The organism is Ignavibacteria bacterium (genome assembly GCA_013177855.1).
Classification (GTDB): Bacteria; Bacteroidota; Ignavibacteria; order Ch128b; family Ch128b; genus Ch128b.
In genome coordinates this window covers 2,312,042-2,325,616 of record JABLYA010000001.1, presented here as the reverse complement: position 1 = coordinate 2,325,616, position 13,575 = coordinate 2,312,042, and the positions used below count along the sequence as shown (strand labels likewise).

The 13,575-nt window shown below is 31.1% G+C and carries 13 protein-coding genes; 1 reads left to right on the top strand and 12 read right to left on the bottom strand.

The features are described from left to right. Positions 1–69: 69 nt before the first annotated feature. The 5 genes from HPY57_09740 to HPY57_09720 all read right to left on the bottom strand — a co-directional run bounded on the left by HPY57_09740 (position 70) and on the right by HPY57_09720 (position 4,891). A complete protein-coding gene (locus HPY57_09740; GenBank protein ID NPV12059.1) occupies positions 70–555 on the bottom strand; it encodes a hypothetical protein in 486 nt (161 codons plus the stop codon). A gap of 81 nt (positions 556–636) precedes the next feature. Further along, complete coding sequence (locus HPY57_09735; protein NPV12058.1) at positions 637–1,662, bottom strand: T9SS type A sorting domain-containing protein; 1,026 nt, start codon at positions 1,660–1,662, stop codon at positions 637–639. A gap of 75 nt (positions 1,663–1,737) precedes the next feature. Continuing rightward, positions 1,738–2,820, bottom strand: coding sequence for a hypothetical protein (locus tag HPY57_09730; protein ID NPV12057.1), 1,083 nt, complete (start codon positions 2,818–2,820; stop codon positions 1,738–1,740). Positions 2,821–3,002: 182 nt separating this feature from the next. Next, complete coding sequence (locus HPY57_09725; GenBank protein NPV12056.1) at positions 3,003–3,950, bottom strand: T9SS type A sorting domain-containing protein; 948 nt, start codon at positions 3,948–3,950, stop codon at positions 3,003–3,005. 422 nt (positions 3,951–4,372) lie between these two features. Then, a complete protein-coding gene (locus tag HPY57_09720) occupies positions 4,373–4,891 on the bottom strand; it encodes a thioredoxin fold domain-containing protein (protein NPV12055.1) in 519 nt (172 codons plus the stop codon). A gap of 77 nt (positions 4,892–4,968) precedes the next feature. Between HPY57_09720 and HPY57_09715 the strand changes: the two genes are divergently transcribed. Continuing rightward, positions 4,969–6,105, top strand: coding sequence for a glycosyltransferase (locus tag HPY57_09715; protein ID NPV12054.1), 1,137 nt, complete (start codon positions 4,969–4,971; stop codon positions 6,103–6,105). Here the strand turns inward: HPY57_09715 and HPY57_09710 are convergent. Genes HPY57_09710 through HPY57_09680 form a run of 7 tightly spaced genes read right to left on the bottom strand, consistent with a single transcriptional unit; the run spans position 6,094 to position 13,553 of the window. After that, complete coding sequence (locus HPY57_09710; GenBank protein ID NPV12053.1) at positions 6,094–7,533, bottom strand: oligosaccharide flippase family protein; 1,440 nt, start codon at positions 7,531–7,533, stop codon at positions 6,094–6,096. The two genes, HPY57_09715 and HPY57_09710, sit on opposite strands and share 12 nt — an antisense overlap. Beyond that, positions 7,520–8,608 (bottom strand): glycosyltransferase, encoded by a 1,089-nt coding sequence (locus HPY57_09705; GenBank protein ID NPV12052.1) that lies wholly within the window; start codon positions 8,606–8,608, stop codon positions 7,520–7,522. Before HPY57_09705 ends, HPY57_09710 begins: the two co-directional genes overlap by 14 nt. Positions 8,609–8,610: 2 nt before the next feature. Next, positions 8,611–9,585 carry a GNAT family N-acetyltransferase gene (locus tag HPY57_09700; protein NPV12051.1) on the bottom strand — a complete coding sequence of 325 codons (975 nt, stop codon included), beginning with the start codon at positions 9,583–9,585 and terminating at the stop codon, positions 8,611–8,613. Then, complete coding sequence (locus HPY57_09695; protein ID NPV12050.1) at positions 9,582–10,481, bottom strand: PorV/PorQ family protein; 900 nt, start codon at positions 10,479–10,481, stop codon at positions 9,582–9,584. The genes HPY57_09700 and HPY57_09695 overlap by 4 nt, the downstream gene beginning before the upstream one ends. Beyond that, positions 10,478–11,482: a hypothetical protein gene (locus tag HPY57_09690; GenBank protein ID NPV12049.1), complete on the bottom strand. Its 1,005-nt coding sequence runs from the start codon at positions 11,480–11,482 to the stop codon at positions 10,478–10,480. Before HPY57_09690 ends, HPY57_09695 begins: the two co-directional genes overlap by 4 nt. 41 nt (positions 11,483–11,523) lie before the next feature. Continuing rightward, positions 11,524–13,089 (bottom strand): hypothetical protein, encoded by a 1,566-nt coding sequence (locus HPY57_09685; protein NPV12048.1) that lies wholly within the window; start codon positions 13,087–13,089, stop codon positions 11,524–11,526. Continuing rightward, positions 13,086–13,553, bottom strand: coding sequence for a hypothetical protein (locus HPY57_09680; protein ID NPV12047.1), 468 nt, complete (start codon positions 13,551–13,553; stop codon positions 13,086–13,088). Before HPY57_09680 ends, HPY57_09685 begins: the two co-directional genes overlap by 4 nt. Positions 13,554–13,575: the final 22 nt, after the last annotated feature.

The window sequence follows — 13,575 nt, the reverse complement described above, 5'->3', positions numbered from 1 at the left end:
ATATTTTGTCATTCTGACAAAAATCGTTTGTTTATTAAATTTAATTAATATTTGCAATTTAGCAATCTTTTATTGTGGATTGGGATTATTCCCAGATGGTTTTGTCTTCCCCTGTCCTACAAATCTTTTTCCAAGTTCGTTTACTACTACATCTGTCCCAGGAACATTTTGTTTTGATGCATTCTTTGCAGAATTATAAAACGATAATGCCGATATATATGCTTCACTTCCAACTGCCATATATGTATCACTTAACTTCTCATATAATTGACCTACTAAATTTAATATCTCCCTCAATTTATTACTTAACTCAAAATCTTTTCTCAACTCTTCAACATTTATATAAGGTGGAACAAGATTTGGATTTGTTTGTGCCAACTCAAGTGCCTTCTCTACAAATGGTATTGTCTTATCTCCCATCTTTGGTAGATTTATTCGCTCCTCCTGCGTCAGATTTATAAAAAACGGAAGTTTTTGATTTATCTGATTTATTAAATTTGCAATTTCGTTTTTTTCATCGTCTTTTAATTCATAACTGATATTTTGATATGGCATTTTTATTTCTCCTTTCCTTTTTGTTTTTACTTCATTAATTAAAAAAGCCAGCCTCAAATGGGCTGGCTTTACTTTGGTTAGTTATTTTAATACAACCATCTTCTTTATAGATGTAAATTCTCCTGCCTTCATCTGATAAAAATATACTCCACTACTTAATCCCAATCTTCCTGCATCAAGCTCCACTTCATATTCTCCTGCATCTTTTACTTCATTTACAAGTGTTGCAACTTCTCTCCCAACTATATCATAAAGTTTGATCATTACAGGATTTGTCTCTTTTAATGTGTATCTAATCTTTGTTACTGGATTAAATGGATTGGGATAGTTTTGATTTAATTCAAAATCATAAATTCTATTCACTGTTTTCTGCATTGATTGATCCCAATTGATCCAGTCAAAATCTGAAGGTTTAGATTCAAGATTAGTATTATCAACAGCCGTTATTCTATAAAATAATTTACTATTCCCACTACCAACATAAACATCAACATCTGTGAAACTTGTAACAGGGATTCCTTCTTTATAGGCAGGGACATTAGCAATTAGAGTCCAAAATTGTGGTGGATTATTATCATTACTAGAAGCTCGATAAATTTTATATCTCCCACCAGATATAACATCAGGTTCAATGTTTGGAGACCATGTTAAAACTGCTTGATTTAATGCATTTTTAGAGACTGATAATCTTTGTGGTTTAGAAGGAGGTAAGCTTAATGAACCAGAAACACTTGTATAAACTCTTACTATAAGATCGTTACCATTTTGTGCAAGAATTTTTACTGAAATACCAGTTAATATTTCAGTATTATTTACAAATTTAGTTGTACTTGGATTACTCCAGGGAGTAATTTGATCATTACTATTAATATTAAATGCGTCTGCTTCATCCCCCATTGCATCTCTGCTTATAACCCACTCTTTAGTTAATGGATCTCTATCCCACCATCTATAATCATATTCCCATCTATTTAAATAAGTTGCATAATAGTATAATTTATTTCTATCACATTTACCAATTTCTACATAGTCATTAGGTAAATATCTATAAAATTCTCCTCTTTCAAGAAGAGGCACTACTGGAGGAGGCGTATTCCATCCATACATTGTCCTTCTTCCAGCAAATTGCCACTTAAACCCACCGTCAGCTTGTATAGAATAAATTTCTGGGGGATAGGTATTTCAATTTTTTATATACCAAATATATAATCCTTTACCTAATTGAGCATTTGGATCCAAAGAACCCTGTAAAGCTCCTCCTCGAATTATTTGATCATAAGGACTTAATCTTTGATGATTTTCTATAATTAAATATTCACCTTGAGCTATATTAATTCTTAGGGCATCACCTGTTGTAACATAATCTCTTAATGTTTTTGTTTGACCATTATATGCTGAAGGAATTGCAATATATCCAAGTCGCTCACGTTCCCATGCACTCATTGAATAATTTTCATCATAATTCCAAGGGGCACCTGCCATAATGCCACTTAATTGAGTATGCCCACTACCAAACAAATAGTGTCCATATTCATGAGCTAAATGAAGAGTAAAACCAAATGCATTCATCGAATATCTGACAGAACTTGTGATCCCTGAACCATTAATTCCAAAATAACCATTAATTATAATTCCATCATGCGTTATAAAACTATTAGGTATATCTAATGAAGCAACACCACCTGGTAAACCAAAGATACTATTATTATTAGGATTTCTATAAATAATTATTAACATATCTAAAATTCCATCACCACTCTCTTCTGAAAAATAAAAAGTGCCATTATTAAAATACCAATTATCATAACGAGTAAAATTTTCAATTAAATCGTTTAATCTATTTATAACATAGGTATTAGCAACCGAATAATTACGTATAGTTGGTACTGTTATAATTGATGGATAAACATCGCCAATAAAATCAAAACTCCCATTAGACATTTTTTTAAAATAATCAGATAAGGTATATGGTCTATAAGACTGCGATGGTTCACTATCAATTATATCAAAAGCCCAACTTGGTAAGTTATTCTTGGGCCAATTTGGTATTTCAGTATTGTCATCGCCAAATTGAGCAAAAACTATTAAAGCCCTAAAAAATTCACCTGGAGCATTAGAAGAGGGTTTATATAGTCCCCCAACTGTAGCTTTAAATCTTAGATCTTTTATAACAGGTTCATCACAAGGAATATAAAATCCTTGAGAGTATAAATTAGTTTTTAAAAAAAGTAATATTAAAAAATTAATTAAAATTTTGGTTCTCATTTTTCATCCCTCAGAATTTAAAATTTAAGGTGCAACTATTATCTTTGTATTGCAAATAAAAAAGAGGATTAATTAAAAGGTGAGCAGCCTTATCTACCTCAATTTTATTTGCTTTTTGGGATGGTGTGCACCGCACCATCCCTTATTATTTTTAATTTTTGTATGCTCTTACCTCCATCATTTTATTTTATTAATATCATTTTTTTAGTGGTCTTTCTATTATTTACGCTCAACTCATAAAAATACACACCACTTGGTAAAGCTGATCTTCCAGTTAATCTTTCTGAATCAAAATCTACCCAGTAAGTTCCGGGTGACATTTCTTGATTTACAAGTTTAATTATTTCATTTCCAAGTGCATCATAGACGGTTAATCTTACAAATCCTCTTTTATTAATCTTGTATCTAATCGTTGTAACTGCATTAAATGGATTTGGGTAATTTTGATATAATTCGAAATCACTGATGTTCATATCTGGTTTATCTTCAACGGAAACAGTAAAAGATGTATCTCCATATACAGAATCATTTAATACACAACCCCATAAAAATGCAACACCGCCACTCCAAGGGTCATCTGTCCAAGTATATTTAACTAAACCAAAATCTTCCGACCAATACTCATAGTTTTCCGTTAGAATACTATCTGTTACTTTTATTTTCTTTGTAGGCAAATATTCGCCCCAAAATACCCAAGTATAATTAGTATCTAAAACAATATGATAGTATTTTTTCCAAGTAATCGACATATGTTTCTGAACCCAAAAATCTCCTACTTTTGCATTTTTCTTATAATATATAAAAATTTCACCTGTAGCTTGATTTCTTGTGCTATCATATGATATATAGTAACCATCATCATTAATTGTAAAAAATCTGTTATAAGTAGGTGCCCCATTAAAATTTTGATATTTAGATTTGTAATAAACTTTATTATTTATTAAAATAGTATCATATAATTCTAATCTTTCATATAATCTCCAATAAAAATCTCTATAAACGAATATATTTCCAACTTTCAATTTATTTGTAAAAACTCCAAAAACTTCCCCTGTTGGTTTTCTGAGATATTGTGCGAAAACCAGGGAATTAAAAAAGAGAATTACAATCATAAATTTTATTTTATTCATGATAAATCTCCTATCTTACTTCTTTTTTCTTTAGATTAAAATTTAGATTGTATAAAAAAGATATCAAAAGATTGAAGTTAAGGTAAATCTGTTCAAAGTACGATAACGATGAAATTTGATAATTAGAATTTTTTGATTTTTGCATTAAGGATTGCCGAGAGAAAAGGTTTTTAAAATGTTTGCTTGTGATATATATATATATATATATATGCCCCTGCAGAATTAATAAAATAAAAATCTTTTTGGTTCATTTATTTAACTAAATTTCTGATGGTATTATAAAAAATAGAAAATTAAATGTCAATACTGGTTGGGAAGAATGAGTTCATTTACACGAAAAAAATCATATACAACTAAGAAATCTGAATAAAATATGAATTGCTATGCAGTTACTTTGATAAAACTTCTATGTTATTCAAAAATCACTTCTTATTTTTCTTCATAAAATCATCAAATGTAATTTTAGTGTACAAGTCATCGCCGATGTATTTTAGAATGCTTGCAAAAGTTGGTCCATCCACATATCCAGGTAATACAGTAATTGGTTGAGAATTATAATTCAAAAATATAGTTGCTGGAAAACCTCGAATGCCAAAAGCTTTAGTCAATTGAGCTTTTGTCCACTTGCGTCCATCAAATTCAACTATATCGTTTGACTCTCCATTCATTCTGTAAAAGTAAAAATTTCGTTTTAACTCTTTTTGCACTTCTTGATTTGGGAAAGTTTCTCTCTCCATTTTTTTGCACCAGCTACACCAATCAGCATAAACATTAACCACAACTTTTTTCTTATCTTTTTGAGCAAGCTTCAAAATCTCTTCAAAAGACTTCCCCTTGCTATCATCATTCAAAACATTTTCAGAACCGTTTGCGTTTATTGTAAAGTAAGAACCAATGATTATGGCAAAGATTATTGAGACTGCAACTAAATTCTTTTTCATTTTCTTTCCTTCCAAAATTTTTTATGGATAAATTTGAATTAAATCATATTTTATTTCAAAATATTAGATGAACTCAAATGAAAAAAGTCGCAATTATTTCTACAGGTCATCCACCATTTGACGAAAGAATTTTTAATAAAATTGGCAAATCACTAACAAAATTCAGTTTCGAAGTTACGATAATTGTAACAACAGCTGATATCGAAAAAGATATCTCATCAATTAAATTCAAAGGAATAGACTTAAACAAAAAAAATAGATTTATTGAAAAATTCAAATTTATAATTAAGGAACTGAAAAAATTAAATCCTGATTTGATTATCAATTGTGAACCACTTCCCGTTCTATTTTCCTACTTCTTTATTTTAATTCAGAAAAAAAGTAAACCAGCAAAAATCATTTACGATGTAACAGAATGGTACCCAGAAAACATTTATCTGAAAAAGAAAGGATTAAAAAAAACATTTCTTTTTTTCTTTGGACATTTCATAAACTTTTTAGCAACTAACTTTTCTGATTATCTTTTTATTGGCGAAGAGACAAAACTTGATCGTTATAGAAAATATTCTCCCCGAAAAAAATTTTCAATAATCTCCTATTATCCAGTGCTTGAATATTATAAACCTTCAATGAAAAAAATAGAAAACAATGAAATAATTTTTGGCTATGCAGGAGTAATTTCGATAAGTCGTGGATTAAAAATTTATTATGAAATATTAGAAAGATTGATTTCAAATTTTCCTGATTACAAATTTGGCTTTGTGCTGGCCGGCAGATTTGAAAATCCTCAGGAAGAAATTTATCTAAAAAAATTTGAGAAGCTCGGTATTAATTTTCAGTTTTTCGGATGGACTAATTATCAGAGTTTTTCAAAGTATCTTGAACCAGTCCATATTTGTCTTGACATTCGCCCACCAAATAAAATTTATGAACGCTCACTTCCAATTAAAATTTTTGATTATATGGCTCTTGGCAAAGCAATTGTCGCATCGGATTATGAACCAATTAGAAAAATATTTGAGCTATCAAATTGTGGAATATTAGTTAATCCAATCGATTTGGAAAACATTATTGAAATGATTTCAATGTTGATTAAAGATACAGATAGGATTTATAATTATGGATTAAATGGAAGAAGTGCTGTTGAAAAATTTTTCAATTGGTCGGTTTGTGAGATTGAGTTGAAGCGGGCACTTGAAAGTTTAAATCTTTAGTATTTCTCTCCAGTCTCGTTTGATTATTTTGAGAATAAACCCAATCGATATCATAATTAAAAGAATTACAAATCCAACAAAAATATCGTCTATCTTTTTGTAAAGAATTAATCCACAAAAACCAGCAAATAAAATTATAAACAAACTTTTGTACTCATAATTGATTTTAATCTTTCCCAGATTATAAATGAATAAATAAAATGCGCCGGCTAAAAATGAAATCATTGTAGCTATTGCTGCACCATCAATTCCTATTCGTGGAATTAAATAAATGTTAAAAATTAAATTCAATACCATGGCGATCAAATCAGCAAATAAAAAGTGATAAAGCTTGTTCAATTTAAATGGAGCAATTGAATAAAAAGCCATTAATAAACTAAAGAAGTAACCAATTAAAAGGTAAATAATAAAGCTTGTCGAATCTTTATATTTCAAATCAAAGATTGTAAATGTATCAATCTTAAGTTTAAAGACTTCATTAACTCCATAGCTGATCACAAAAATTATTAAGACAGATGAATACACAAGTTTTGTAAAAATTCTGCCAAGATGATCAGCCTTGTCTTTTTCAATCAATTTTAAATTAAAATAATGAGGTATCCATGCAGATTTGAAAGAAAGAATGTAAAGATTAAAAATTAATGCAAGCCGATAACCAAAAGAATAAATTCCCGCTTTCGTCTCACCTAAATATTGAAAGACAAGTAAACGATCTATTAATTCAATCACTATCGTAAAAACTCCTGATAAAAGCAGCGGCAAAGATCCAATAAGAATTGGTTTGAGATAATTTAGATCAAATGTAAAAGTAAAATACTTTTTAAGAACATCACGAGATAAAAAAATTAAAATCACTGAGCTTAATATCTGAGCTAAAAATATCCCATTTATTCCAGACTTGAAAAGAACAACAAAGATTAAATTAAATACAAAATTTGAAATCGAAGCGGCTGAGTTTTTTAAGACAAATTCTTTTGACCTTTCTTCAGCAACATAAAAGACAGAGAAATAATAAGAATAATTCAAGGAAAGAATGGAAATTAGGCCTAAAATAATCTCAACGTAAAATTCGTCCTTCCCGATGATTATTTGACTTAAAGAACGACTGAATCCAATAACCAAAATTAATAATGGGAGACTGACAGATGTAATAAATGAAATTGTATTTGATAAAAATCTTTTCTTCTCTTCAATTGATTCTGAGCTTGATAAATTTTTTAGAAAAATTCCAGGCAGGCCAAGATTAATAACAGTAGAAGCAATTGTTAAAACTGAAACTATTACTGAATAAACACCAAAATCTTCTGGTGAAATATAGTGACTATAAAATGGAAGAAGTAAAAAATTTAATCCGCGAGAAATTAAGTTACCAAAAGTATACAGGAAGGTATGAGAGAAAAGTCCTTTTCTGTTTTCAGAGGATTCCATGCTTTTTATATAAATTCATCAACTGTTCGTTAACGCTCTGGTAGGAATGATATTTTTTCACCCAATCAATTGATTTCTTTCCAATTTCCTCTCTTAAATTTTTCGAATCAATTAACTCAATTAATTTCTCTTTTAATTCCTTTTCATTATTGGCAACAACAAATGGATTTTCTTTTAGAAATGATTGATAATCTTCTGTCATATTTGTAATTGTTGGGATTCCCATTGCGAGACTTTCGAGGCCGCTTTTTCCGTAACCTGTCCCGCCAAATTTTCCACCAACCTGATCAATGCAAATATCACAGGTAGCTTTAATACTTAAGACTTTTTCTCTGGGTAAATTCTCAAGTAAAATAAACTCAATGTTTCGCTCTTTCTTTACCTCTTTGATTACTCTTAAAATTAAATCAGTTCCCTTAAATTTTCGGTTTGTTGGTGAGTGAACAATTCTAACTTTGTCCGTTTCATTTGGAATTCTTGTTGGGACATCATCTGCTTCGTAAGGGTAAAAAATGTAATGAATATCAGGATGCATTTGAAGGTGGTCATATTCAGTAGTGAGGTTCATATCCGAAATTCGGTCTAGTTCTTTCATCAAGCCGCGAGCTCTTAAGTCACTGCCAAAGTAACAACAGACAATTTTTTTACCGTCAATTTTCCATTGCTTAGCAATGTGAGAATCACGAAAGAAATCCATTCCACCGTCGTAATGAATTATGTCATATTCATAAAGTTTGTGTTGTTCTATGAATTCGTAGATTTTTTTCCTGCGGAATGATTCTCTTATATCAAAATAAAGTGATTCCAGAAAATTTTTAGGTTCGAAATAGAATGGATAAGTTTTCTCCTTTTTTTGAATTGATACAGCGTTTTGAACGACTTTAAACTGTCTCCAGGCTTTTGCGATAAAGTTACGATGAATTTTAAAGTTCAAAGAAAGTTCTTCAGGGAAATTTTGTGCGGTTCGATAAAAAGTTACAAGAATTGATTGATCACCCATCGCACGATGCATTTTAACAAACGAGTGTGGGACGCCAGCAAAATTTTCAACAGCGATGTGTAAAATCTTAAGCATATTTATTTCAATGAAAGTTGAAATGTATCTCTAAAAATTCCTCTTGCTCCAAAGTTTTCCTTAAATCTTCCCAATCCCCAGTTCGGCTCCATATTCACTGTAAAAATTCCAAAATCAAGAAACTTAAATCCTTCTGCTTTGTATCTTCTCATAATTTCATAAAAAAGTAAATTGACTGGACGATATTCTTGATAATCTTCATCGTGAGAAATATAGAAAGCGAGCACAACTTTTGAATTAGCAGAAAAATTACAAACTCCAGCAATTAATTTTGATTTGACAAATGCGCCAAACAATCGAATTCGGGTTGGAAAGATACTTTTCAATTTAAGCAACTCATCTAAAGTATGAGTGGGATTAACATTGTGCCGCATCTTCAAGTTCTTCTTCAAAATTTCATAATATTCCTGAAATCTTTCTGTTTCTGCTATTTCAACTCCCATCTTTAATGATTTTTTCAGTGCCGTGCGAGCTTCTGGCCTATAAGTTTCGAGTAATTTATCATCTTCAAAATCAAGGGATACAACACTTGAAACTTCTCTTTTAAGATATTGAAATCCATTTCTATACAAAGCGAAGTCAATGTAATTTGAAAACTTTGAGCAGTAAATGATTGGTGGAAGAGTTAAAATGATCTTATCAAATTTTTTCTTTCGTGCATAATCAATCAATAGTTCGACAAGATTAAAAGCATCCTTAATATTCAAAGAAGATTCATAAACAAAAGAGCCGTAACTTGCACCACGATGTGAGTAAAGAATTCTTTCTCCATTTAATTCAATATCAACTGCCGGAAACAATGCAAAAATTTTCTCGCCTTTAAAAAAGATTAGTGAATTGTCCTTAAATCTTTTTGGCGGATGATATGAAAGAAAATCAAGACGGTGAAAAATCGTACCGTTATCAGATTTTTCTACAAATTGATTCCAATCATCAGTAGAAATTTTTGAATGCGAGAGTTCGATAAGTTTTATCATAATTTTATATACAATGAAATTAGATTAGCACTTCCAAAATTATTTGTGAATGGTAAGAAAGCATAATCAAAGTAGATTGATTTGTAGTTAAGTCCAAGGCCAAACGAAAAATGATTAAGTTCTCTCATTGAATTGTAGCCAAGTCGAAAATTTAAAAGATTATCATAATTAGTTTCGAGGCCGACTAAGAAATTGAGATTTCCACTTTTTGTAAATTTCTGAATATCAAATGAAGGTGAAAAATTAAATTTATAAACGGAAAGATTACCTGCGTAATTCAATCCAAACCTTACCTCAGATGGAAGTTCAGCACTCGAAGAAGAAAGTTGATTAACCTTCCCAAAATTTCTAAAACTTAATCCAGCATTTAAATCAGTAATTAAATCTTTCTTAAATAATCCAAAGTCGAAAGCATAACCATTCGATTCATCTACATAGATATTTTCATACAGATATTTTACCTGAAATCCAAATGAAAGATTTTCAAATAACTGATAGCCCGTTCCAATTCCAGCAAAAAAATAATGAGCATTGAATGATCCCTGTGCATCGCCAGGTCTGGTTCTTATCTCAATATTCGCAATACTTGTTGAATTCACAGTGAGAAAAATTGGAACTCCATAAAGAGATGAATTGGCAAAAAGAAATTCACTTCGTAAATCTTGAATCCATTCATTGTGCATTAATCCAATTGAACTAAAATTCGATTGAGCGATTAATGCTGGATTGTAATAAACTGAAAATGGAGAAGAGAACTTTGCAGTTACTGCTTCAGCTTGAGCAACTTCCCCTGCACCAACTCCAATTTTTAGAAATGAATAACCCGTATTTGCTGCGTTTTGTGCGAATAAATTACAAGTAATTAAAAATAGAAAAGTTAAGAATTTTGTTCTCATATTTTAATTCCTAAACTTAAAGTATGAATATCTCGTGGAGCGTATGGTTCTGTCATAAATGTATAATTAAACTCAAAATACTTACCCATTAAAATATGATTCAATCCGAAGCCGAAAGAAATTTTTGGTACCATATCAGAATTTGAGAGATTAAGTCGGTCAATTCCTGCTCGTAGTTTCAAATGTTCATCTAAATTAATTTCTGTTCCACCTTTGAGTAGCTTCGTTTGATAACTCGTCCACTCGTAATCAAGATTAACAATTCCAAAATTTTTAGGAAGGCGAAAACTTCCACCAATTCTTTTAATCACTGGAAAGTAATCATAGAAATTATTTCCTTCTTCACCATAAAGTGGAGTTGAATCCCAACGATATTTCGAGTTTATATCACCAATAAATCCACCAATGGTTAAATTATCCAAAACTTTGTATATCACACCGAAATCAAATCCGACCGCTTCCGAGTTTATTTTATCAAACAATGAGTAATAGTAATACTTTGCTGTCACACCAAAACTAAGTTTGTCTAAAGGACTTATTCCGACAGAAAGAAAAAATAAATTTTCAGAAGTTGAATAAGTTTTTGTCCTAAGTCCGCTGTTATCTCTTCCGTCAATATTATCAACTCCAGAATTAATTAAACCGAAGGTCACACCCGCTTTTGAATGAACTTCAGAAGTTTTGTTACCTTCAGCATCTCGTTTGTATTGAGTGAAACTTTTGCTCAATTGAACGAAGTTTAGTTTACGATCGAGTGAAAGAAAAGAAAAACCGAGCTGGATAAGATTATTATCCACAAAAGGATTTAATGCAGGATTATAATAAACATTGATCGAGCCATCAATATTAGCAGTCATTGCATTCCCCATTGCCATTCCTCTTGCACCAAAACCCATTCTTGAGAAAGCTCCTGGTAGCGAAGCAATTTGAGATGTCTTTGGTTGAGCAAAAATTTCGAGTGTGATTAACAAAAGATAAATTCCGACGAATTTTAATTTCATTTTCATTCCAATTGAATTATTGATTCAAAAATTTTTTCAAGCTATCTAATAACTAAAATTTTTCCCCAAACAGGTTCCGAATTTCCGATTTGAACAGAATAAAAGTAAACACCATTACTGACAATATTTCCGAACTCGTCTTTACCATTCCAGAATTCAGTTTGCTGAATTCTTTGATCAACTGCACCGCTTCTCGGCGCATTTTGAATAATTGTTTTAACTAAATTCATACCAAAATCATAAATACGAATTGTAACTTTTTCGTCTCTTCCATCAGTTGTGTATTTAATTTTCAAAACATCAGCTTCGGGATCGAATGGATTAGGATATGCATAAGTTTCTTCTTTACTTCTAACAGGAACGAAAGCAAGATATACTCTCCAGGGTGCAGCCCAGGCAAAACCTGTTTCGGTTGTTTTAGCTAATCCTTCGTTTGAACCGACCCAGATAGTGTTTCCCTGAGTTGCAACAGAATAAAATGTTGAAGTTAAGATTCTTTGTTTTGTAAGCGAGTCAACAATCATTGGTGCTTTAATCCAACTTGAGCCAAAATCATCACTGCGAAAAAGTCCTGTTGAGCCAGCCGCATAAGCGATTTTATTAAGAAAACCAAAATTGTGAATTCTAATATCCCGATTAGAGATTGACCAGTTATGTCCTCCATCGGAAGTTAAACTAATTCCATACTCTTCTGTTAAATCTTCAGCTTTCCAGGTTGCAGCATATACATAATGATTACCTAAATATTCTGTTCCACCAATTGCAACGACAAAATTTCCTGAAATGTGATTTGTTTGATTTTGTTTATTGAATTTCATCCAGGATTTTCCACCATCAGTTGATTTGTTAATTCCGCCAGCAGTCCCAACCCATATTGTTGAATCATTTTGAACATAAATTGAAAATACCCGGTGATTCAAATTGCTTTGATAACCAAGATTTCCACTAACTGGTGAGAGATCAAAATTATATGATTCAGTCGGCTTGATTGAGTCGAGATTATCAGGTGGGATTACAACTCTCTGCCAGGTTCTGCCAAGATCGGTTGATTTCCTGAGTCCGCCCGCAAATGATGCAATCCAGACAGCATCACTTGTCAGACCAATATCATAAGTAATGTTGTTAATGGTTGTCGTAATTGGTAAAGCGTTTAAGACATTATTTCCGTAAATAACTTTATTTGAATCTTTATGATCAACTGGTTGATCAACTTTTTGCCAGGTCAATCCTCCATCAGACGAAAATCTTAATCCACTTCCTTCGGGTAAAATTTGTCCATCTTTCTCAACTGAATGAGCAGTTGCAACCCAGATATAACCATTTTTATATGCAACAGCAGAAATGCTCTCATTTCCAAAGGCAGGATGTCCATAAAAATTAATCCAGCTTTCACCTCGATCGTAACTAATACTTAATCCTTTCCCTGTCCCTAAAACTATCGTATCGCCTGCAACAACGATATCTGTAATGGAATTACCAAGCTGGACTGGAGAACCTGCTGAAATCTTTTTTAATTGAATTTCATTTTCAAGTAAATAACCCTCAGGAAGATTTTGAGAGTAAATTGAAGCTGAAATAAACAGGATTAATAGAATTATTTTTTTCATTGTACAACTAAATTATGTGAAATGATATTGCTTGATTCGTTTTTTTTATCAATTGCTTGAAATTCAAATCTATAAGTTCCTTTTGGTGTGTTTGGTGGAAGAATAATAATCCTCGAGTAAATTCCATCGTTTGCCTGTTGATCACCATTTGCCTGATAATTTCCATCATCAAAAAGATAAATTGGATTACTTCTTGAAGGACTGCCATCGGGCAGGAAAGAATTGAAAAATACGCTCTTTATATCTTCACGCCCATCTGGGTCATAAGCTTCAATGCTGAGAATTATTTTTAATGTATCAGTCGGATGTAAATTTAAAACTGATGGAGCTTGAAGATTTCTAACAATCGGTGGAACATTTTGAACAGGATCAATTACTTCAGAATAATCTTTTTCACAACCAGAAATTGTAAGTAAAAAAATAATTGAAATCGGGATAAATCTTAGAATAAAATTTTTAATCATTTGTTTTTTTCTTTTCGTTAAT

Coding starts and splice junctions, on each gene's coding strand:
- HPY57_09740 (NPV12059.1), bottom strand. CDS start 555: ATGCCATATCAAAATATCAGTTATGAATTAAAAGACGATGAAAAAAAC.
- HPY57_09735 (NPV12058.1), bottom strand. CDS start 1,662: ATGTATGGATGGAATACGCCTCCTCCAGTAGTGCCTCTTCTTGAAAGA.
- HPY57_09730 (NPV12057.1), bottom strand. CDS start 2,820: ATGAGAACCAAAATTTTAATTAATTTTTTAATATTACTTTTTTTAAAA.
- HPY57_09725 (NPV12056.1), bottom strand. CDS start 3,950: ATGAATAAAATAAAATTTATGATTGTAATTCTCTTTTTTAATTCCCTG.
- HPY57_09720 (NPV12055.1), bottom strand. CDS start 4,891: ATGAAAAAGAATTTAGTTGCAGTCTCAATAATCTTTGCCATAATCATT.
- HPY57_09715 (NPV12054.1), top strand. CDS start 4,969: ATGAAAAAAGTCGCAATTATTTCTACAGGTCATCCACCATTTGACGAA.
- HPY57_09710 (NPV12053.1), bottom strand. CDS start 7,533: ATGGAATCCTCTGAAAACAGAAAAGGACTTTTCTCTCATACCTTCCTG.
- HPY57_09705 (NPV12052.1), bottom strand. CDS start 8,608: ATGCTTAAGATTTTACACATCGCTGTTGAAAATTTTGCTGGCGTCCCA.
- HPY57_09700 (NPV12051.1), bottom strand. CDS start 9,585: ATGATAAAACTTATCGAACTCTCGCATTCAAAAATTTCTACTGATGAT.
- HPY57_09695 (NPV12050.1), bottom strand. CDS start 10,481: ATGAGAACAAAATTCTTAACTTTTCTATTTTTAATTACTTGTAATTTA.
- HPY57_09690 (NPV12049.1), bottom strand. CDS start 11,482: ATGAAATTAAAATTCGTCGGAATTTATCTTTTGTTAATCACACTCGAA.
- HPY57_09685 (NPV12048.1), bottom strand. CDS start 13,089: ATGAAAAAAATAATTCTATTAATCCTGTTTATTTCAGCTTCAATTTAC.
- HPY57_09680 (NPV12047.1), bottom strand. CDS start 13,553: ATGATTAAAAATTTTATTCTAAGATTTATCCCGATTTCAATTATTTTT.